Below are 20,054 nucleotides of genomic sequence, written 5' to 3' on the forward strand. Positions count from 1 at the left end.
GCACCATCCAAAACATAGGTATGTTTAGTCAATACGATGGTGTTTCCACTATTTTAAAGAGGTTTTATTTAATGTGTGAGTTATTGGGCATGTCGGCGAACGTCCCAACAGATATCTGTTTTAGTTTTTCAGGCCTTTTGGAGCGTGGGGGGAATACCGGGCCTCATAAAGACGGTTGGGGAATTACCTTTTATGAAGGAAAGGGATGTCGAACCTTTAAAGACCCAGAACCAAGCTGTCAGTCAGAAATTGCTAAGCTGGTTAAAGCCTACCCAATAAAAAGTGTGTCGGTGATAAGTCATATCCGACAGGGTAATCGTGGTCGTGTGTGTTTGGAAAACACCCATCCATTTACCAGGGAGCTATGGGGGCGAGAAATTACTTATGCGCACAATGGGCAGCTATCTAACTATAACGATTTGAAACCTGAATTTTATCGCCCAGTGGGTAACACCGATAGTGAACTGGCCTTTTGCTGGTTGTTAGACAAGATCCGCCAGAAATATCCTAAACGCCCTTCAAACATGGCCTCGGTGTTTCGTTATGCAGCTAAGCTTGCCGATACGCTACGGGCCAAAGGAGTATTCAATATGCTACTAACTGATGGCGTTTATGTATTGGCGTATTGTACTAACAATTTACATTGGATCACTCGCCGTGCACCTTTTGGAAAAGCAACATTGATTGACGCGGACATGGTAGTGGACTTTCAAAAAGAAACGACACCTAATGACGTGGTCACCGTGATAGCCACTCGCCCTTTGACCAACGATGAGCAGTGGCAAAAAATGCAGGAAGGGGAGTTTGTGTTGTTTAAAATGGGTGAGAAAATCTAGCATTCCCATTGAGGTTTTGGAAACTGGGTAGCATAGCGTTCATGCTGCTACCCATGTTGTTTACATCGTTGTTTGTTTTTCGTATTTAGTTAGCTGAACCTGGAATTGCTCAACCCCTTCTTTACCTTTATACATTTTGACCACCATGTAGTCGTATTCAGGTGCTAGCCAAACGGTTGCTTGACGTTTGTCGTTGTCGTATAAACGCTTAATTCGCACCGTTTCAACATTGCCAACGGGCAAGGTAATGGTTTCTACGCCGTCTACCACAAAGTTATAAATGCGTTGATTGCCTTTATTATCGATGATTGGGTAGCTGAACTTTTGTTTACCGGCCTTGAGCTCTTGACGCAATTGTAGCTGATAAGTGAGTAAATCCTGCTGATCGGCTATCCATTTTACATCTAGCGGATACTTTTCATTACTCGAGGTGATCAATTGGTTTTTGTGATCGAAGGTGATGTGTTGATTGATATCTCTACCGGTACCTGTACGCACCATGCTATAGCTGAGCGGAACCGCCTTCCCATCTTTTAAGGTAAATGTTGATACTTCTTCACGCTCATCGGAGAAAATGAAAATATCGATGTCACTTTGATATTTCAATTGATAGGTATTTTGATCAAGTAATTTCAGTTCGCGAACGGCGGTACCTTTTACCGAGCCTTTGCGAGACACTTGATATTCAGCGTTATAAGAAACAAGCGGGTTGGCAATGATAGAGCAAGAGAAAATAGCGCTTAAGCCAAGTAGCCAAGCGCATATTTTATTATTCTGGGTAGGTTGCGCCTTGGGCTGGAAGGGGTTGGTTATCAAAAACGGCATAATCTGCTTCCATAGTTAGTCTGTGTTCGCTGAACCACTGGACCACCAAGGGATAGATAATATGTTCTTGTTCGTGAACCCGCTGTGCCAGTGTTTGTGCGGTATCGTCAGCTAAGATAGGAACCTTTGCTTGTAATACCACCGGACCACCGTCCAGCTCTTCCGTTACAAAGTGTACGCTAACACCGTGTACGTCGTCCTTTGCATCTATCGCTCTTTGATGGGTGTTCAGCCCTTGGTACTTAGGCAACAAAGAAGGGTGAATGTTCAACATTTTCCCTTTAAATTTTTGCACTAAGCTAGGAGTTAGAATACGCATAAATCCAGCTAATACAACTAAATCTGGATTAAAAGAGTCGATTAAAGAGGCCAGCTCGACGTCATAATCTTCACGTGTAGCGAATGCTTTATGACTTAACACTTTGGTTTCAATGCTCGCATTAGCGGCACGTGTTAAGCCATAAGCTTGTTCTTTGTTACTGATAACAGCAACTACCTCGCCTTTTATTTGATTGCTCTGACAGGCATCTATGATGGCTTGCAGGTTTGAACCACTACCAGAGATCAATACTACTAAGCGAGTGTTTGACATTAGGCCTTACCACCTAAAATCTCAACTTGTTCTTCACCTGCAACAGCATCTTGAATTTCGCCAATATGCCAAGCTTGCTCGCCCTGCGCGGTTAATATTTCAAGGCTTTGTGCTAGTTTGTCAGCTGGAACAACTAAGATCATGCCAACACCACAGTTGAATGTGCGATACATTTCGTGGGTACTGATGTTGCCATTTTCTTGTAGCCAGTTGAAAATAGCAGGCCATTGCCAACTGTCGCCTTTAACAACGGCTTTGGCTGACTCAGGTAATACACGAGGAATATTCTCCCAGAAGCCACCGCCTGTGATGTGCGATAGTGCATGAACGTCTACATCTTTAAGCAGTTCTAAGATTGATTTAACGTAGATGCGAGTAGGTTCCAATAGGTGCTCACCTAAGGTTTTACCTTCAAACTGAGCGTTTGTATCAGCGCCTGATACTTCTAATACTTTACGGATAAGTGAATAGCCATTTGAATGTGGACCACTTGAAGCCAAAGCGATCAGCTGATCACCCGCGGCAACTTTGGTGCCGTCAATGATTTTTGACTTTTCAACTACACCAGTACAAAAGCCAGCGATATCGTAATCATCGCCTTCATACATGCCTGGCATTTCAGCAGTTTCGCCACCGATTAGCGCACAACCCGACAATTCACAGCCTGTACCAATACCTGTTACGACATCGGCTGCTACGTCAACATCTAGTTTACCAGTTGCGTAGTAGTCCAAGAAAAATAGGGGTTCAGCACCTTGGACGATTAGGTCATTTACACACATTGCAACTAGATCGATACCTACCGTATCGTGTTTTTTCAAATCGATAGCGAGGCGAAGTTTAGTGCCCACACCATCTGTGCCAGCAACTAATACAGGCTCTTTGTAACCAGTTGGAAGTTCGCATAGTGCACCAAAACCACCAATTCCGCCCATTACTTCTGGACGACGAGTTTTTTTCACTACGCCTTTTATGCGCTCTACCAATGCGTTACCCGCATCGATATCTACGCCTGCGTCTTTGTAGCTAAGAGACTGTTTTTGTTCGCTCACAGGTTTTCCTCAAAATTGCTTTATGGGTTGCTTAGAAACGCGCGTATTTTACAACAATTGCCCATATGGGGCTAGTTGAAATATCACTTAATCGCATGTGGAAAAAATTAGCAGTGTGTGCAGGGAATGCTGGAGGAAATCCCTGCACAGAGTTACTACGAACCTTAGGCCTTGGCAGTTAGAATAGCGCGCAGTGGCGCAGGGTAGCCTTCAATGGTTTTCGTGATGTCATTAGGGTCTAAAAAGTCAGCCAACGATTCCGTTTGCATCCAAGGGGTACGACGTTGCTCATCAACAGATGTAATGTCTTCATTTACCACTTTGATGTCTTTGAAACCGACACGTTCAAGCCATAAAGTTAGTGCAGCAGTGCTTGGAATAAACCAGACATTGCGCATTTTTGCGTAGCGATCAGTTGGCACTAACACCGTATTGACGTCGCCTTCGATAACAAGCGTTTCAAGTACTAGTTCTCCACCTGCACGAAGTTGCGCTTTAAGCTGTGATAGAAAATCTATCGGTGAGCGGCGATGATACAGTACGCCCATAGAAAACACCGTATCAAACGCTTTTAGCTGTGGCAGTTGCTCTACACCCAGTGGCAGCAGGTGCACGTTAGGGTCGGGATTGAAGTGTTTGATAGCCTGAAACTGAGATAAAAATAGATCCGATGGGTCTATGCCCACCACAAACTCAGCGCCAGCACCACGCATACGCCATAAGTGATAACCAGAACCACAACCAATATCCAAAACGGTTCGACCATGCAAGTCACTGATATGTGGCAGTAGCCTATCCCACTTCCAGTCGCTACGCCATTCAGTATCAATATGAATACCATGGATATGAAATGGGCCTTTACGCCATGGCATCATGCGCGTAAGCAAATGAGAGAGCTGCTTTTTGTGACCCTCAGAAAGCTCACCTGCAAGGCCAAACTCAACTTTATCAACAATATTAATGTGCTGAGTATTTGACTCTGGCAGGTTTTTCAAAACCTTTTCCCATTGTGGCCAGTCACCGTGCTGTGCCTCATTTTGCCAGTGCGTAAGCTGAGCTGGCAGGGTATTTAGCCAATGGCTCAGTTGGTTTTTTGCGATGGCTGCATAAAAGTCGGTAAACCAGTTGTTCATCTTTTCTCCGTTACTTAATCGCTATTATTGAACAAAAGTTAAAACACTGATACCAAACCTGTGTTTGCTTAAAACCAATGTCACTTAATCGAGTTAAATGTGTGCTCAAGTTATCAGGGCGCATGACATTTTCAATCGCAGTGCGTTTTTGGCTAATTTCTAGCTCAGAATAGCCATTGTGGCGCTTAAAATCATGATGTAAGTCGATCAGCAAGTTATCTTGCTCGTCATTTTCACCTTTGATTTTTTCACTTAATAACAAGATACCACCCGGTTTAAGGCCGTTATAAATATTTTGTAAAACCGCTAAACGCTGCTCTTGTGGGATAAATTGCAGGGTAAAGTTCATGGCAACAACACTGGCGTTGCTAATCTCAAGCTCATTGATATCACCAAGTTGCACATCCACAGGCACATCAGATTTGAAGCCACCAAGATGCATTTTACAGCGCTCGACCATAGCTTGTGAGTTATCCACAGCGATGATCTGGCAATTTTCCTTTGCAATGTTGCGGCGCATACTCAGCGTTACAGCGCCTAAAGAACAGCCAAGATCATATAAATTTGAGTTACTTTGAGCGAATTGCCCAGCTAGTTTACCCATGGTGCTTACAATCGTGGCGTACCCTGGGACTGAGCGTTGTATCATATCCGGAAACACTTCAACGACATTGGCGTCAAAGCTGAAATCTTTTACCTGTTGCTCAGTGGCATAAATACTGTCTTTGCCAGTCACATTTTATCTCTCTTACCAAATAATCGTGCTATTTTACCATTTTATGCTGGATAGTCAGTGATAAATTGAGTAGCTTGGCTACTATTAATGATAAGAAGTAAAAAAGAGACAAATAATGGCGAGAAATAAAGTAGTTAGTACTGAAGACATATTATCAACTTTGTGTCGTTCTGTGACCGAGGTCCTCTCTTCGGCAAGTGGCAATCAAATAGCATATTCAGCGATGGTGCAAAAAATTACCCGTACGTGTATGCGCCCTGACATTGGGTGTTTTGTATTGTTTGATGGTGGGTTTACAGGCCTTGTCGTGACCAACTTTACAGCACAAGCGGCGATGGAAATCTACCAAGACTACATGCGCAGCATGGGTATGCCAGAAGATGAGATAGCGAATAGTCACTTGTCTGATGATGTATCCAATGTGATGGGTGAGTTGATGAACCAAATTGTAGGGGATTTCACCAGCAAAGTACGTGAACAGTTGCATACGTCAATCACCCAAAATCAGCCGAAGATGATGGCGATTAACAAGCAGGTACAGATCTCTGTAGATACCACGATGGACCGCCCACAAGCGCGTCGAGTTACTTTTACCACTCAGAATCAAAATATTTTCTACCTAGAGCTGGCAATGGATAAAACCGAGTTTATCAAACTACATGACTTTGATATCGCCGAATCGGTAGACCCAGATACAATCATAGAACGCCAGGCTTCAAAAAATGAAGAACAGAGCAAGAAGCAGGCAGCAGATGATGCGGATGTAGCAGATGACGATTTTATGTCGGAGTTAGGTCTGTAGAGTTATTCACCCAACATGGATGTTTTAAAGCACGTTCTATCACTTTGCACCTTTACGGGGCTCAACCATGTCAGCAGAGTTATTATGACTTTGCTGTTGGCCCGTTTTATGGGGGCCGAACATTTTGGCACGTTTGCCGCCTTACTCGCACTATGCGAAGTGCTTCTTTTACCTGCTAGCATGGGCTTTGCGTCATCGCTTATGCGTATTGCGCATCCTTTGTTTAAAAGCCAGCAACATGCATTGTTACAAGGGCTAAAACGAGTTTACTTAGCAGTTGCATTGAGCTTTGGGCTTATTTTTGCTGCCATTGTGCTGTTTGGCTACGCGCTATTTTCTCCTCACCAACTGGCAAATGAGCATTTAGAGTACCTAGTTTTAATAGTTCCTCTTGGAGCACTTATGCAGTGTCAGGCAACATTTTTAATTGCGCTTGATGCCAAGCGGCGCGGTTTGCTGACACAGCAGTCACTGTTTGAAATATTTACGGCTGCTAGTTGCGCTTACTTGTATTTTAGCCAAGGACCATTACACCTTGAAATGGTCTGTCAAGCACTGATAGCCAGCATCAGTATTGTGGTAATACTACAGTTCGCATTGATATTCCCGCTGCTGAAAAAAGACCAACCGGCGTATCAAACCAAGCATTGGTGTAAATCATCGTTGCGGTTGCTTGCAAGTGGGGCGGGTGTTGCGCTGGTCGCTAAACTCGATGTACTGCTTGTACATCATTGGTTAGGTCCAAAAGCAGTCAGTGTGTTTTATCCTGCTGTGGTGATTGCTGGGTTGATGGCTATATTATCCAACGCGTTTGGTATGGTATTGAAGCCGATGCTACTGAAAGAGCGTCCAGACAGCGCTGAGATAGCTCAGACCATGCGCTGGTTTTGGTTGTGCAATTTAGTGTTTGTATCTGTACTTGCCATCGCAGCGTATCCCTTACTGGCATTGTACCATGAGCCTGAAATGGAGTCCGGTCATACGCTACTACTGATTTTGTTGCTAGCGCAGTTGGTCACCCCTTTGAGGGTATGTGCTAGCAGCACTATCAATTTACTAGGTGAGCCACTTTATAATCTATGGGTGTTGTTATTTGCAACAGCCGGTACGGTATTAGTTGCTTGGTATTGTCAGGCACAATTTGGCTTGTTGGGTATCGCTTGGGCCTTTTGCTTTGGTTTTGTGCTGGGTGCGGTGCTGCGCACTTGGTTGGTGATAAAGCTCGGCTATCTTGATTTTGAGCAATTGCTTGGATTGACCAAGCGCTCAATAAAAGCTCAGTTGTAGTTGTTGAAGCACTAGGAATAATCGTAAATCTAGCTCTAGCTGATGATATTCAGGCTCCATATGACAACACAATTGATAGAATGCTTTGTTGTGATCTTTTTCTTTAAAATGTGCCAACTCATGAACAACTAGTACCTTGAGCAAAGCTTCTGGGGCGTTTTTCAATTGCTCTGCAATGGCTATTTCATGTTTTGCTTTTAACTTTCCGCCATGTTGATGGCTTTTAAAAGTGTGCGTTCCCAAAGCATTTTTTACCAAATCACTCTGCTTTTTATACCTAACACTGTTCAAATTGGGCGCATTTTTTAAATAGCGCTGCTTTAGCTTATTGGTATATTCATACAATGATTTCTCACTTTGCAGTTGGTGAGCATGTGGGTACTTGTTCTTGAAATAGTGCTCTATCTTACCCGACGTGATCAGTTGCTGAACCTGAGTTTGAATGTGTTCCGGGTATTGAAGAAAATAATGTGAGAAATTCATGGTTTTAATTCTGGTACATGCTACAGCGGCTTATTATAATCGAATTCATTAATAAACACGACAACAAGGATAACGGGATGTATAGGGCTAGTTGCTTGTGTGGCAAAGTTCAATTGAATATCACCGGTAGGATCAGCGACATCATTCATTGTCATTGCTCATTATGTCGAAAGTCCACGGGCACCGCGTTTGCAACAAACGGTTTTGTAAATAGTGATGAGCTACAGGTGGTTCGTGGTCAGGATGCAATTAAGCATTTTGAGTTTAAGCCAGGTAGAAAACGCCACTTTTGCGCCAATTGCGCCAGTCCATTGTTCAGTTCAAACTCGGATTTACCGCAAAAGCTACGCTTACGCCTAGGTATTCTCGATTCAGACATTGATGAGCGGCCTATGTCACATAACTTTGTAAGCAGCAAAGCGAACTGGGAAGACCTTGATGTTAAGTTGCCACAATACAACGGGTTTGAGCCTAGTCGTGGTAAAAACTAATAGCACGTTACTACATGAGTGGGAAAATTGATCACAGTAAACTTGTTTGCTGTGGCTGCTGCTGTGCTGGGAATTCACCAAGTTTAACTTCTGGGCGGTTAAGATCTTCAATAAATTGCTTGGCCAACAGTGGCGCATCATAATTATCAGCAGTATGAAAAAAGACGTAGGGTGTTTTGCCTTCATCTAACCAGTGATTAATTTTCTTTAGCCATGGTGCATAAAACTGACGGTTGGCTTGCAAATCAGAACAGCCAACATAGCGCAAAACTGGCGCGTTACCGGTGGCAATAACATGTAATGGCACGCGTGGCTTTTTTCTTTGTGCATCGATAATCGCCTCGTTTGTAGCGGCCTCACTAAATAGGGGGCGTGTATCCATCATAATTCTATTGTATTGATTGTTAATTAAGAACTGATTGAAACAGCGTTCATGATAAGCCTTGTCAAAAAATGCCAGATGGCGGATTTCAATGCCCAGTGGCAGCTCTTTGGGAAGTAGGGCACAGAACGCTTCTATCTGAGGTAAAAATTGTGGGCTACAGGCTTGGGGCAGTTGCAGCATCACTTGACCGACTTTATCAAAAATGGGTTCGAAAAGAGTTAACCAACGAGTAAGCTCACGCTGGCAGTTTTGTAACGCCAGTTCGTGAGAAATACGTTTGGGAATTTTAAACGTAAACTTGAAATCAGCTGGCACATCATTGCGCCATTTAGCAATAGAACTGGGTTTTGGATCGGCATAAAAGCTAGTATTACCCTCAACAGAATTAAAAATTTGTGCATATTCTTGAAGCATTTGGCTGTGTTGGCAGTGGGAAGAGAAAAATCGTCCCTTCCAATGAGCTGCGCTCCATTGTGGGCAACCAAGATATAACATGTTATCGAGTTTTATAAGTCCGCTAATAGCGACAGTGTAATAAAGATGACGAATTTTAGAAACAAAATCGGATCGAGGATGACATTCAGACAAGGAATTTTATATAATCGCCGATAATTTTTCATATTAATGCCAGTTACCGGTCTTGTGTAACTGAGACACAGGAATACTATGCGCTCTATATACTGCGGAAATTTAAACAAAAGCCATGTTGGACAAGAAGTAGAACTATGCGGTTGGATCAATAAACGCCGTGACCTAGGTGGCTTGATTTTTATCGACCTGCGCGACCGTGAAGGGTTAGTGCAAGTTGTTTTTGACCCAGAAGTTGAAGGGTTAATGGACACAGCAAACACGTTGCGTCAAGAGTTCTGTGTACAGGTTAGGGGAGTGGTTCGCGCTCGTCCTGACAGTCAGGTGAATAAAGATATGGCAACCGGAGAAGTTGAGATCTTAGGTACTGGACTGACGGTTGTTAACCGTTCTGAACCGCTGCCTCTGGATTTTAATCAACAAAACTCTGAAGAGCGTCGTTTAAAATATCGCTATCTTGACTTACGTCGTTTAGAAATGAGCGACCGTATTAAATTACGCGCCAAGGCCAGCAGCTTTGTACGCCGCTTCTTAGACAACAATGACTTTTTAGATATTGAGACACCAGTGCTGACTAAAGCGACACCTGAAGGTGCGCGTGATTACTTGGTACCAAGCCGAGTACACAAAGGAAGTTTTTACGCTTTGCCTCAGTCTCCACAATTATTTAAACAGTTGTTGATGATGTCGGGCTTTGACCGTTACTACCAAATCGTTAAGTGTTTCCGTGACGAAGACTTACGTGCTGACCGTCAACCTGAATTCACACAAATTGATATTGAAACCTCATTCATGAGCTCAGATCAAGTACGTGCTGTGACAGAGCAATTGATCCGTGAAATGTGGCAAGAATTACTGAACGTTGATTTGGGTGCATTCCCAGTTATGGCATACAGCGAAGCGATGCGTCGTTTTGGTTCAGATAAGCCTGATTTACGTAACCCGATGGAATTGGTAGACGTTGCCGATCTAGTGAAAGATGTTGAGTTTAAAGTACTATCTGGTCCTGCAAACGATGACAAAGGTCGCGTCGCTGTATTAACTGTACCTGGCGGTGCTGCGCTGTCACGCAAGCAAATTGATGAATATACCAAATTCGTTGGCATCTATGGTGCGAAAGGTCTGGCGTGGATGAAAGTTAACGACCGCGCAGCTGGTGTAGAAGGTGTGCAGTCACCGATCGCTAAATTCTTAAATGAAGAAGTGATCAACGCGTTACTAACGCGTACCAACGCACAAACAGGCGATATTATCCTGTTCGGTGCTGACAAGCGCAACGTGGTTAACGAAGCAATGGGTGCGTTACGTCTAAAAGTTGGTTTGGACCTTGAACTGACAGATTTGAAAAAATGGGCACCGCTTTGGGTTGTTGACTTCCCAATGTTTGAAGAAGATGACGAAGGAACACTACACGCGGTCCACCATCCGTTCACTGCGCCGAAGGACATTTCAGCGGCAGACTTGGAAGCAAATCCCGCATCTGCAATATCTGACGCGTACGACATGGTCTTAAACGGTTATGAAGTAGGTGGTGGTTCTGTGCGTATTCACAACAATGAGATGCAGCAGGCCGCGTTCAGGATCTTAGGGATCAACGAACAAGAACAACAAGATAAATTTGGTTTCTTGTTGGATGCATTGAAGTACGGCACGCCGCCACACGCTGGTTTAGCGTTTGGTTTAGACCGCTTAGTGATGTTGCTATGTGGGACGGACAATATCCGTGATGTCATTGCATTCCCGAAAACAACTCAAGCGTCTTGTTTAATGACTAATGCGCCAAGCGTCGCCAATCCTGATGCCCTTAAAGAACTTGCGATTAGTGTTGAACAAGCAAAAATCGACAACGAATAACTGTTGATTTTATTAAAATAGGCGGCCTCAGGTCGCCTTTTTTATTTGCGCTATGTTAGTTTCACTTATTGGCTCTGGGTTTGTCTTTGCGCCTAAAGAAAGTTTAATTTTTATACTAGATAGTACTTGTATCAGCCATCCATTCGTTATTAATATCTGTATGTAGAAAAGCGTTATCACGTTGCACATTTGCTCGGTAACGCTTTTCTTTTAACTTAAATCAGCGAACAAGGAGTGAGCGCATGAAATACCAAACTATCGATTCATCTAAATCAGAACAAATTGCCATGCTAGCAGTTTGTCTTACCAAAGAAATTACAGAGCGAACAGGCACAACACATTTTAACGTAGATGGCCCGTTAGCGATTGATTTATGCAAAAATTATGTATCCAAAGGTATTTACGAAGTGATGGCAGCTTTTGATGGGGAACAGATAGTTGGTTTTGCTTCAATTTGTCAAAGTTATTCATTATACGCCGAAGGTCAATTCGGTATTATTCAAGAGTTTTATGTGTTGCCTGAATATCGCTCTAAGCATGTGGGACAGGAATTATTACAGGCTGTAGTGAAACTAGCCAAGCAGCAAGGCTGGAAACGGCTTGAGCTGTGCACCCCTCCGTTGCCTCAATTCAAAGGTACGGTTGAGTTCTATAAATCTAATGGCTTTGAGATCACGGGGGGTTACAAGATGAAGCATGTGATTGCTTAGCACGCCAATAGCAGGTAAAACCTAATGATTATAAGGGAATTTTTATACTCAGACAGTGATGAGGTGAGCAAATTGTGCATGTCATCATTTATGGGCACTGTGGCTGAAACTTTGCCTGAGCAAGGGGTTTTGACATTTGGTCAAATTGCAAGCAGTGACGCGCTTTTTGAGCGAATGATGCAGGACAACATCATGCTAGTCGCGCTCATTGATGCATTTGTGGTTGGGTACGTTGAACTAAAGCAAAGAAAGCATATCGCAATGTTGTTCGTGGCGCCTGAATATCAAAGGCAAGGCGTTGGTCGTAGCTTGTTGTCTGAGATCAAACGCGCAGCTGCAAGCCCTAAACTTACAGTGCACGCATCCACAACATCGGTGTCAGCCTATGAACGCTACGGCTTTGTCAGTGTGGGTGACATAGCCGTGTCAGAGGGGCTGATATATCAGCCCATGGAATTGCGTTTCGAAGATTATGAACACTAGATATTTAATTAAGTCAGGTAAGTATATTCGTCCCCCCGCAAACACTGAAGGCGCTTAAGAGATAAGGAAAACGAGCATGGATATTTTATTTTTGGCGGACAAGGTAGAAATGAAACCGCTGGTGGCAAAATGGTATTTTGAACAGTGGGGAGATATTATCGAAAATGCATCAATCGCGTTATTTGAGCAGCAACTCGATGAGTATCTTAACCGGGATTGCATGCCACTTATTGTTGTCGCTGTAGAAGGAGAAGAGATGATAGGTGTTGCCCAACTGAAGTATCGGGAAATGTCGATTTACCCAGAGAGAGAGCATTGGCTTGGTGGTGTTTTTGTTGCGCCTCATTGGCGCGGTAAAAAAGTGGCGAAGGCTTTGGTCGATAAAGTAGAACAAGTCGCAACATCTTTTGGTATAGCTGAGCTTTATTTACAAACACAGGCATTAGGCGGCGGTCTTTACAAGCGCGTGGGCTGGCACTGTTTAGAGCGTGTTACTTATTCAGGTGTGGATGTTCAAGTGATGTCAAAAAGGTTGCTTCCATAGCTGCTTTTTGACTATTACCTCTAGGAGATGAAGTGAACGAACCCTTTGTTATAGGTTTAGCGCAGATGCCAGTTGTAAAAGGCGAGCTGGCGGAAAACTTAAATGCCCACGTGTCGATGGCAACAGCTGCATCTGCACAAGGCTGTGATATTGTTGTTTTCCCAGAACTATCGCTCAGTGGCTATGAATTGGAATTGTTGGACGCTTTGGCGGTTGACCCTGTAGCTGAAAACTTCAAGGCACTATCACAGGCGGCCAAGACAAATAACATTATCATTATTGCTGGTTGTCCGCTGCGTGGTGAAGCATCCGAAAAACCTACGATTGGTGCGGTGATCTGTTTTGCAACTGGTGAAGTCGAGTTTTATTGCAAGCAGTACTTGCATACAGGTGAAGAGCAATACTGTAGTGCAGGCAACAAACACTATGTGTTTAACTACAAACACCGTCGTCTAGCCTTGGCGATATGCGCAGATTTTAGTGCACCAGAGCATAGCCAAGCAGCAGCAAATGCCAACGCTGATATATATCTTGTGAGTGCGTTAATTTCGCAAACAGGCTATGAATCTGATGCGGCGCTACTTGCTAAAATAGCCAAAAAGCATCATTTTCCTTTACTGCTTAGTAATCATATTTCGAGCACCGGTGGGTGGTCTGCCGCTGGCAATAATGCTATTTGGGATGCGGCAGGGCAAATGTTAGCGTATACAAACACCAAGCAACCGAGCTTGCTACTATGTACTATTTCAGACCAAGGGATCAGTGCGATTAAGGCAGATGTTAAACTCTAAGACTTATAACTGGTAATTCATACAGTATTTTGGCATTATGCACAAAACCTAATGACTGAGTAAGTATATTGGCAATTATTTTAGGCATAGATCCCGGCTCTCGCTTTACTGGCTATGGTGTGATCTCTCACCAAGGGTCGAAGTTTCAGTATTTAGGCAGTGGTTGTATAAAGCTTGGGGAACACGACTTTCCCACCCGATTAAAAATGATTTACCAAGGAGTAAATCAATTAATTGAACAATTCTCGCCAGATAGCTTTGCAATTGAACAAGTATTTATGGCGCATAACCCTGACTCTGCGCTCAAGCTTGGGCAGGCCAGAGGCGCAGCAATCGTTGCTGCGACGATGCAAGATGTACCTGTAAATGAATATTCCGCAAGGCAGGTAAAACAAGCCGTTGTTGGTACAGGTGGTGCGCAAAAAGCACAAGTACAAGAGATGGTTAAGCGTATTCTCAAGCTGCCGGGTACACCACAGGCGGATGCCGCTGATGCATTAGCCATTGCAATTTGCCACGCTCACTCGGAACAAAATTTAATTCGCCTTGCAGGCAGTGCGACCAAAACCGTAAGGCGTAGACTTAGATAGGAATAAGCATGATCGGACGACTCAGTGGGATACTATTAGAAAAACAACCACCGGAAATATTACTCGATGTTGCGGGAGTAGGCTATGAGGTACAAATGCCTATGACCTGTTTCTATGAATTACCTAATATAGGTGAGCAAACGGCAGTCTATACTCATTTTGTGGTGCGTGAAGATGCGCAGTTACTGTTTGGTTTTAACCATAAAAAAGAGCGTGCGCTGTTTCGAGAGTTGATCAAAGCCAATGGTGTAGGTCCTAAACTAGGGCTCGCTATTTTGTCAGGCATGTCAGCGGAGCAGTTTATACAATGTGTAAACAATGAAGATGCCACAACGTTGGTGAAAATTCCTGGTGTTGGGAAAAAAACCGCAGAACGCTTAGTATTAGAAATGAAAGACAGGCTAAAGAACTTTGGCCATGATCTGCTAACACCATTTAGTGATGCGGCGGTACTTGAACCAACACAAAACCCAACCGTAGCGGATACGCCCGCGGATGACGCGGTTGCTGCTTTAATGGCATTAGGCTATAAACAAGCACAAGCATTGAAAGCGGTTAAAAATGTATCACAACCGAATATGAGCACAGAAGCGCTGATAAAAGAAGCGCTTAAATCTATGATGTAGCCATTATGATAGAAGCTGACAGATTAATTGAGCCCGAAGTACAGGGCAACGAAGATGTAGTTGATAGGGCGATTCGCCCTAAGCTGCTAGCTGATTACACTGGGCAAGCCCATGTTAAAAAGCAGATGGAAATCTTCATTGAGGCTGCTCGTAGCCGTGATGAAGCATTGGATCACCTGTTGATATTTGGTCCACCAGGACTGGGTAAAACCACATTGGCTAATATTGTTGCCAACGAGCTGGACGTTAATATAAAAACGACGTCTGGCCCCGTACTGGAAAAAGCAGGTGACTTGGCTGCGTTACTTACCAATCTCGAAGAAGGCGATGTGCTATTTATCGATGAAATTCATCGTTTAAGCCCGCAAGTTGAAGAGATTTTATACCCAGCGATGGAAGACTATCAGTTAGATATTATGATAGGAGAAGGGCCAGCAGCACGCTCGATTAAACTAGACTTACCGCCATTTACGTTGATAGGTGCCACGACTCGGGCTGGTTCATTAACATCGCCACTGAGAGATCGTTTCGGTATCGTGCAGCGACTGGAGTTTTATTCAGTAGCCGACTTGGCGAAAATCATCTCCCGTTCAGCGTTTTATCTAGACTTAACCATTAGCCCAGAAGGGGCTGATGAGGTTGCTAGGCGCTCCAGAGGCACTCCTCGTATCGCGAATCGCTTATTAAGGCGAGTGCGCGACTTTGCGCAAGTCAAAGGGGATGGAAAAGTATGTGCAGAAATCGCACAACAAGCGCTGGATATGGTGGATGTCGACAAGTGTGGGTTTGATTATATGGACCGCAAATATCTATTGGCCATCATTGAAAAGTTCACAGGGGGTCCCGTAGGCTTAGACAACTTAGCTGCGGCAATTGGTGAAGAACGTGAAACGATTGAAGATGTTATAGAACCATTTTTAATTCAACAAGGCTTTATACAAAGGACACCTCGTGGCCGTATTGCGTCTAATGCGGCATACCTTCATTTTAACCTAACACCGCAAGCCTAGTTTGTCGCTAGGCTTAGCGCCTGAAATTCTACACCTACCTGTTCATTTTCAGTCAAGGTTAAGTCTTACTTAATACAATATTCGCTGAATTCAAGACAAAAAAAAGCCCGCTAAAGATAGCGGGCAAAACAACAAGTTGAAGGAAGTAATCCAGGGAACTGATAAATGAACACCGGTTTTATCCAGTATGCATTTATCAAAAGTAATACGACAAATCAGCAATCATATTACTAACAACTGTGCTTGTGCATTCATCATGCTGTGTGCTCAGTACAGGGTGTATATTAAAGAGGTTTTTGCATTTCATCAAACTAGAAAAATTTTATTTTCAAATAAAAAAAACTAATACCAAGTTTGTGGTGTATCTTTCTCTATGTTGATTTTCTGAACTTAGTACGATTTTAAGTTATTGTTTTTGTTGTGTTTGTATTGTTATTAATCAATTTGTGAGTATTAGTTTATTTGTTGTTAATTGGTATTACCAATATGTTTTTGTGAGTTTATTCGCTATTTATGCATAAAACACTCGATTTATGCATGAATTAGTAATAAATACGCATTTTATGTATAGATTAAAGTTTGCTCTCTAGTCCTTTTGGCTTATTTCTCATAGGAAGGAGGAAGAGTTGTTACATTTTTGCGCACTTTGTCGCCAAATAGCTGTAATTCACGGTAATGAGATTGTAAGCACTGGCATGTGTGAGTAAACTAACTGAACCTTTATAGTCGCTTACAGTCAATTGAGTGAATTGGCAGGCCATTGGCCGAAACACAATCGTTAGGAGTATAAAAAAGTGGAATCGGGACTCAATTTTATTGATCTAATTTTAAAAGCAAGTTTATTAGTACAACTTGTGATGCTAACACTGGTTGGGATGTCGATTGCCTCTTGGGCCATTATTTTTCAGCGTAAAGGTATTATTGGCCGAGCAGTAACCGAAGCGAGAGAGTTTGAACGTAAGTTTTGGTCTGGAATGGATTTAAGCAAACTGTATTCAGAAGTGAGTGCCAAAGCGGCTCCCGCGGCTGGGCTTGAAGCATTATTTGCAGCAGGTTTTAAGGAATTTGCCCGCCATAAAAAAAGTAGTACACCTTCGGCTGGTATGATGATCGAAGGCACACACCGCTCAATGCGAGTGGCTTTATCTCGCGAAATTGAAAAGCTTGAATCAGGATTATCATTTCTTGCCACAGTGGGTTCAATCAGTCCTTATATCGGTCTATTTGGTACGGTATGGGGGATCATGAATGCCTTCATTGCACTTGGCGAAGTTAAACAAGCTACGTTACAGATGGTTGCACCCGGTATCGCAGAAGCCTTGATTGCTACAGCTATGGGCTTATTTGCCGCAATCCCCGCAGTTATGGCATATAACCGTTTTGCAAAAAATGTAGAACGCGCTGAAACACAATACGTTAACTTTATGGAAGAGTTCTCAAATATTCTTCATCGTCAAGCTGCTAACTCGGTAGAGGCGAAGTAATATGTATGTGCGGAAGAAACGCCGCCAAATGGCGGAGATAAACGTTGTACCTTATATAGACGTCATGTTGGTACTGTTAATCATCTTTATGGCAACTGCACCGCTCATAACGCATGGGGTAAAAGTCGATTTACCGCAAATGCAGGAGTCGGATCTAGTCGAAACTAAAGATGCGCCTCCGATTATCGCCAGTATTGACTCAGAAGGTCGATACTATGTGAGTGTCGGTACAGATCCTGAGGCTCCGATGGATGCGGTTGAGGTGGCAGCAGTTATTAAACTTAAGCTACAACAAAATCCAGATACGCCAGTGATGATCAAAGGCTCAGGTAAAGTGTCGTATCAGGAAGTTCTGTTATTGATGGACTTCTTGAAGAATGCTGGTGTGCCATCGGTGGGTTTAATGACTAAATCATTTGAGGAATAGCCATGGGCTCACTACAAAGCGGATTGTTAAAATCTTTTCTTTTACATTTTGCGATAGCTGGATTTTTATTCGCAAGTGCAACGTTTAAAGTGCCCACACCTACAGTCATGGAGGTGACCTTGAATGTGCCAGAAACCGCTCAACCAGAGAAGGTGGTTTCGGCAGTTTCTGTAGATCAAAGTGCGGTAGAAAAGAAAATTGCTGAACTGAAGCAAAAAGAAGATGCACAGAAAAGGGCGGAGGAAAAGCGGATACGAGACTTAGAGCGACGTGCGCAGCAAGCTCGACAAGACCGTGAAGCAGAAGCCCGCCGCATAGCTAAGCTAGAACAGCAACGTAAAGCGAAAGAAGAAGAAAAGCGCCAAGCTGAAGCGCAGGCTAGAAAAGCACGTGAAATAGAGAAGAAACAACGTGAGAAGGCGCAAAAGGCGGAGCAAGAAAAGTTAGCTGCTGAAAAGGCTGCAAAAGCGGCAGCAGATAAACGCAAAGCAGAAGAAGATGCTCTGCGCAAAGCAGAAGAGGCAAGAAAACGTCGCGAAGCAGAAGAAAAACGCAAGGCGGAAGAAGCTGAGCGGGCTCGTCAAAAAGCGCTGGAAGAAAAAATGCTTCAAGAGCAGTTAGCCAAGGAGCAAGCAGCAAGAAGCCGCATTCGTCAACAGCAGGTGCTGACTGAAGTTGAGAAGTATCAAGCTTTGATCACACAGCGAATTCAACAAAACTTGCTAACAGATGAGAAAATGCGAGGCAAAGAGTGTCGAGTCAATATTCGTTTGGCATTTAATGGCTTGGTTACGAGTGTCACCTCTTTGGGTGGCGACAAGCTGGTCTGTGATGCAGCACTTAGAGCGGTGAGAATGGCGGATACCTTGCCTGTGTCTAAAGAAAAAGATGTGTTTGAAAAACTAAAAAATATTAACTTAACAATTAAACCAAATTTATAAAGGAAACTTATGTTTAACCGATTGAGAAACATGTTAATCATAGTTGCTTTTGGCATGCAGGGTGTTGCAAGCGCAGCCCTTGAGATTGTCATAACGGAGGGCATTGACAGTGCTCGACCGATAGCGATTGTGCCATTTAAGTTTGACGGGGTAGGTCAGTTACCTTCGCAGCTAAGTGATGTTATCTCCGCAGATTTGATGCGCAGTGGTAAATTTAAGCCGCTAGCGATTGCAGATATGCCGCAGTTGCCAACTAGTGATGAAGACGTTGACTACAACGCATGGGTAGAAAGAGGCGTCGAGGCCATTGTTGTCGGCTCAGTACAACAACAGCCTGGTGGTCGATACTTGGTAAAATACGAGTTAATTGACGTGATCCGCGCCCAGATAACAGGCGGCGAAACACGCATGATGAGTAATGGCAAACTGATGAAAAGTCAGGACCATATCCAAGAAGCCAGACAAAGCATCATCACCAGTGAAGGCTTTAGGCGTTATGCCCACCAAATTAGTGATGTCGTCTACGAATCTTTAACAGGTGAGCGCGGTGCATTTCGTACCAAAATTGCCTATGTGATAGTACGAGATGGGCAGGATAAGCCGTACCAATTAGTGGTTGCGGACTACGATGGTTACAATGAGCAAGTGTTATTGCGCTCAAAAGAGCCTCTAATGTCTCCAGCATGGTCTCCAGACGGTAATAAGCTGGCGTATGTCACGTTTGAAAACCGTCAATCACAAATTGTCATACAGGACCTGTACACTGGAAAACGAGAAGTGGTTACAAGCTTTCCTGGTATAAATGGTGCCCCGCAATTCTCACCTGATGGTACACAGTTACTCGTGGTGTTATCTAAGGATGCAGGCGGTGCCACAGAAGTCTATGTAATGGACCTTAAAACCAAACAAACCAGACGTTTAACTAAGCACCGTAGTATAGATACAGAGCCATCTTGGCACCCAAATGGCAAAGAAATTGTCTATACGTCGGAAAGGGGTGGTAATGCCCAGATATATAAGTTAAATTTACAGACTGGTAGGTCAAAGCGTATTACCTTTGACGGTGACATGAACCTTGCGAGTTCTATTAGCCCTGATGGTCAACAATTGATTATGGTTAATAGAACATTAGGCAAATATCATATTGCTAAAAAAGAATTAGAATCGGGGCTGTTTCAAGTATTGACGAGAACGCGTTTAGATGAGTCTCCCAGTATTGCACCGAATGGCTCAATGATCATTTATAGCACGTTACATAACAACAAGCAGGTACTGGCTTTAGTGTCTATGGATGGTCGATTTAAGGCGCGACTTCCCGTTTCGGATGGACAAGTAAAGGCTCCGGCCTGGTCGCCATTTTTATAACAATTTTGCTGGTTTGAAT

23 protein-coding genes are annotated in these 20,054 nt (G+C 43.6%); 16 read left to right on the forward strand and 7 right to left on the reverse strand.

Annotated elements, in window-relative coordinates; genetic code table 11:
- Positions 1–71: 71 nt before the first annotated feature.
- Entirely contained in the window at positions 72–836 is a 765-nt protein-coding gene (locus L1070_RS06445; RefSeq protein WP_237124910.1) for a class II glutamine amidotransferase, read from the forward strand.
- Between the two features lie 60 nt (positions 837–896).
- On the opposite strand, the gene L1070_RS06450 is transcribed toward L1070_RS06445, so the two are convergent.
- The 5 genes from L1070_RS06450 to cmoA all read right to left on the reverse strand — a co-directional run bounded on the left by L1070_RS06450 (position 897) and on the right by cmoA (position 5,174).
- Positions 897–1,661 (reverse strand): DUF3108 domain-containing protein, encoded by a 765-nt coding sequence (locus L1070_RS06450; protein WP_237124911.1) that lies wholly within the window; start codon positions 1,659–1,661, stop codon positions 897–899.
- The gene (gene purN, locus L1070_RS06455) at positions 1,606–2,253 is read right to left on the reverse strand and encodes a phosphoribosylglycinamide formyltransferase (protein WP_237124913.1); all 648 of its coding nucleotides are present in this window, start codon (positions 2,251–2,253) and stop codon (positions 1,606–1,608) included. The genes L1070_RS06450 and purN overlap by 56 nt, the downstream gene beginning before the upstream one ends.
- Entirely contained in the window at positions 2,253–3,305 is a 1,053-nt protein-coding gene (gene purM, locus L1070_RS06460; RefSeq protein ID WP_237124915.1) for a phosphoribosylformylglycinamidine cyclo-ligase, read from the reverse strand. The genes purN and purM overlap by 1 nt, the downstream gene beginning before the upstream one ends.
- A 164-nt stretch (positions 3,306–3,469) precedes the next feature.
- On the reverse strand, positions 3,470–4,438 hold the full coding sequence (gene cmoB, locus L1070_RS06465) for a tRNA 5-methoxyuridine(34)/uridine 5-oxyacetic acid(34) synthase CmoB (protein WP_237124917.1): 969 nt from the start codon (positions 4,436–4,438) through the stop codon (positions 3,470–3,472).
- Between the two features lie 10 nt (positions 4,439–4,448).
- A complete protein-coding gene (gene cmoA, locus L1070_RS06470) occupies positions 4,449–5,174 on the reverse strand; it encodes a carboxy-S-adenosyl-L-methionine synthase CmoA (protein WP_070984909.1) in 726 nt (241 codons plus the stop codon).
- A 115-nt stretch (positions 5,175–5,289) separates the two neighbouring features.
- Between cmoA and L1070_RS06475 the strand changes: the two genes are divergently transcribed.
- Entirely contained in the window at positions 5,290–5,976 is a 687-nt protein-coding gene (locus tag L1070_RS06475) for a DUF3334 family protein (protein WP_237124918.1), read from the forward strand.
- Between the two features lie 15 nt (positions 5,977–5,991).
- Positions 5,992–7,263 carry an oligosaccharide flippase family protein gene (locus L1070_RS06480; protein ID WP_237124919.1) on the forward strand — a complete coding sequence of 424 codons (1,272 nt, stop codon included), beginning with the start codon at positions 5,992–5,994 and terminating at the stop codon, positions 7,261–7,263.
- Here L1070_RS06480 and L1070_RS06485 read toward each other — a convergent pair.
- Positions 7,243–7,746: a YgjP-like metallopeptidase domain-containing protein gene (locus tag L1070_RS06485; protein WP_237124920.1), complete on the reverse strand. Its 504-nt coding sequence runs from the start codon at positions 7,744–7,746 to the stop codon at positions 7,243–7,245. The genes L1070_RS06480 and L1070_RS06485 overlap by 21 nt on opposite strands.
- 77 nt (positions 7,747–7,823) lie before the next feature.
- Here L1070_RS06485 and L1070_RS06490 point away from each other — a divergent pair, with 77 nt between their 5' ends.
- Entirely contained in the window at positions 7,824–8,237 is a 414-nt protein-coding gene (locus L1070_RS06490; RefSeq protein ID WP_237124921.1) for a GFA family protein, read from the forward strand.
- A gap of 31 nt (positions 8,238–8,268) precedes the next feature.
- Here the strand turns inward: L1070_RS06490 and L1070_RS06495 are convergent, their stop codons facing one another.
- Entirely contained in the window at positions 8,269–9,117 is an 849-nt protein-coding gene (locus L1070_RS06495) for a DUF72 domain-containing protein (protein ID WP_237124922.1), read from the reverse strand.
- Between the two features lie 171 nt (positions 9,118–9,288).
- Between L1070_RS06495 and aspS the strand changes: the two genes are divergently transcribed.
- From aspS to tolB, 12 genes are all read left to right on the forward strand, one after another.
- Positions 9,289–11,064, forward strand: coding sequence for an aspartate--tRNA ligase (gene aspS / locus L1070_RS06500; RefSeq protein ID WP_237124924.1), 1,776 nt, complete (start codon positions 9,289–9,291; stop codon positions 11,062–11,064).
- Between the two features lie 242 nt (positions 11,065–11,306).
- Positions 11,307–11,774 carry a GNAT family N-acetyltransferase gene (locus L1070_RS06505; protein ID WP_237124926.1) on the forward strand — a complete coding sequence of 156 codons (468 nt, stop codon included), beginning with the start codon at positions 11,307–11,309 and terminating at the stop codon, positions 11,772–11,774.
- 24 nt (positions 11,775–11,798) lie between these two features.
- Complete coding sequence (locus L1070_RS06510; protein ID WP_237124927.1) at positions 11,799–12,257, forward strand: GNAT family N-acetyltransferase; 459 nt, start codon at positions 11,799–11,801, stop codon at positions 12,255–12,257.
- A 76-nt stretch (positions 12,258–12,333) separates the two neighbouring features.
- The gene (locus tag L1070_RS06515) at positions 12,334–12,801 is read left to right on the forward strand and encodes a GNAT family N-acetyltransferase (RefSeq protein ID WP_237124928.1); all 468 of its coding nucleotides are present in this window, start codon (positions 12,334–12,336) and stop codon (positions 12,799–12,801) included.
- Between the two features lie 32 nt (positions 12,802–12,833).
- Entirely contained in the window at positions 12,834–13,592 is a 759-nt protein-coding gene (locus L1070_RS06520; RefSeq protein WP_237124929.1) for a carbon-nitrogen hydrolase family protein, read from the forward strand.
- A 68-nt stretch (positions 13,593–13,660) separates the two neighbouring features.
- Complete coding sequence (gene ruvC, locus L1070_RS06525; protein WP_070984933.1) at positions 13,661–14,182, forward strand: crossover junction endodeoxyribonuclease RuvC; 522 nt, start codon at positions 13,661–13,663, stop codon at positions 14,180–14,182.
- 8 nt (positions 14,183–14,190) lie between these two features.
- The gene (gene ruvA / locus L1070_RS06530; RefSeq protein WP_070984935.1) at positions 14,191–14,808 is read left to right on the forward strand and encodes a Holliday junction branch migration protein RuvA; all 618 of its coding nucleotides are present in this window, start codon (positions 14,191–14,193) and stop codon (positions 14,806–14,808) included.
- Between the two features lie 5 nt (positions 14,809–14,813).
- Positions 14,814–15,818 (forward strand): Holliday junction branch migration DNA helicase RuvB, encoded by a 1,005-nt coding sequence (gene ruvB / locus L1070_RS06535; RefSeq protein WP_070984937.1) that lies wholly within the window; start codon positions 14,814–14,816, stop codon positions 15,816–15,818.
- Positions 15,819–16,612: 794 nt separating this feature from the next.
- A complete protein-coding gene (gene tolQ / locus L1070_RS06540) occupies positions 16,613–17,302 on the forward strand; it encodes a protein TolQ (protein WP_070984939.1) in 690 nt (229 codons plus the stop codon).
- Position 17,303: 1 nt separating this feature from the next.
- On the forward strand, positions 17,304–17,729 hold the full coding sequence (gene tolR / locus L1070_RS06545) for a protein TolR (RefSeq protein WP_070984941.1): 426 nt from the start codon (positions 17,304–17,306) through the stop codon (positions 17,727–17,729).
- Between the two features lie 2 nt (positions 17,730–17,731).
- Entirely contained in the window at positions 17,732–18,670 is a 939-nt protein-coding gene (tolA, locus tag L1070_RS06550; RefSeq protein WP_237124930.1) for a cell envelope integrity protein TolA, read from the forward strand.
- A gap of 9 nt (positions 18,671–18,679) precedes the next feature.
- Positions 18,680–20,035 carry a Tol-Pal system beta propeller repeat protein TolB gene (tolB, locus tag L1070_RS06555; protein WP_237124931.1) on the forward strand — a complete coding sequence of 452 codons (1,356 nt, stop codon included), beginning with the start codon at positions 18,680–18,682 and terminating at the stop codon, positions 20,033–20,035.
- The last annotated feature ends 19 nt before the right edge of the window (positions 20,036–20,054 follow it).

The sequence above is a fragment of the Pseudoalteromonas sp. MMG022 genome (genome assembly GCF_021654245.1).
GTDB lineage: Bacteria > Pseudomonadota > Gammaproteobacteria > Enterobacterales > Alteromonadaceae > Pseudoalteromonas > Pseudoalteromonas amylolytica.

Excerpts from the sequence above, each read along its gene's own strand:
- L1070_RS06445 (WP_237124910.1), top strand. The coding sequence starts at position 72 with ATGTGTGAGTTATTGGGCATGTCGGCGAACGTCCCAACAGATATCTGT.
- L1070_RS06450 (WP_237124911.1), bottom strand. The coding sequence starts at position 1,661 with ATGCCGTTTTTGATAACCAACCCCTTCCAGCCCAAGGCGCAACCTACC.
- purN (WP_237124913.1), bottom strand. The coding sequence starts at position 2,253 with ATGTCAAACACTCGCTTAGTAGTATTGATCTCTGGTAGTGGTTCAAAC.
- cmoB (WP_237124917.1), bottom strand. The coding sequence starts at position 4,438 with ATGAACAACTGGTTTACCGACTTTTATGCAGCCATCGCAAAAAACCAA.
- L1070_RS06475 (WP_237124918.1), top strand. The coding sequence starts at position 5,290 with ATGGCGAGAAATAAAGTAGTTAGTACTGAAGACATATTATCAACTTTG.
- L1070_RS06480 (WP_237124919.1), top strand. The coding sequence starts at position 5,992 with ATGGATGTTTTAAAGCACGTTCTATCACTTTGCACCTTTACGGGGCTC.
- L1070_RS06485 (WP_237124920.1), bottom strand. The coding sequence starts at position 7,746 with ATGAATTTCTCACATTATTTTCTTCAATACCCGGAACACATTCAAACT.
- L1070_RS06490 (WP_237124921.1), top strand. The coding sequence starts at position 7,824 with ATGTATAGGGCTAGTTGCTTGTGTGGCAAAGTTCAATTGAATATCACC.
- L1070_RS06495 (WP_237124922.1), bottom strand. The coding sequence starts at position 9,117 with ATGTTATATCTTGGTTGCCCACAATGGAGCGCAGCTCATTGGAAGGGA.
- aspS (WP_237124924.1), top strand. The coding sequence starts at position 9,289 with ATGCGCTCTATATACTGCGGAAATTTAAACAAAAGCCATGTTGGACAA.
- L1070_RS06505 (WP_237124926.1), top strand. The coding sequence starts at position 11,307 with ATGAAATACCAAACTATCGATTCATCTAAATCAGAACAAATTGCCATG.
- L1070_RS06510 (WP_237124927.1), top strand. The coding sequence starts at position 11,799 with ATGATTATAAGGGAATTTTTATACTCAGACAGTGATGAGGTGAGCAAA.
- L1070_RS06515 (WP_237124928.1), top strand. The coding sequence starts at position 12,334 with ATGGATATTTTATTTTTGGCGGACAAGGTAGAAATGAAACCGCTGGTG.
- ruvA (WP_070984935.1), top strand. The coding sequence starts at position 14,191 with ATGATCGGACGACTCAGTGGGATACTATTAGAAAAACAACCACCGGAA.
- ruvB (WP_070984937.1), top strand. The coding sequence starts at position 14,814 with ATGATAGAAGCTGACAGATTAATTGAGCCCGAAGTACAGGGCAACGAA.
- tolR (WP_070984941.1), top strand. The coding sequence starts at position 17,304 with ATGTATGTGCGGAAGAAACGCCGCCAAATGGCGGAGATAAACGTTGTA.
- tolA (WP_237124930.1), top strand. The coding sequence starts at position 17,732 with ATGGGCTCACTACAAAGCGGATTGTTAAAATCTTTTCTTTTACATTTT.
- tolB (WP_237124931.1), top strand. The coding sequence starts at position 18,680 with ATGTTTAACCGATTGAGAAACATGTTAATCATAGTTGCTTTTGGCATG.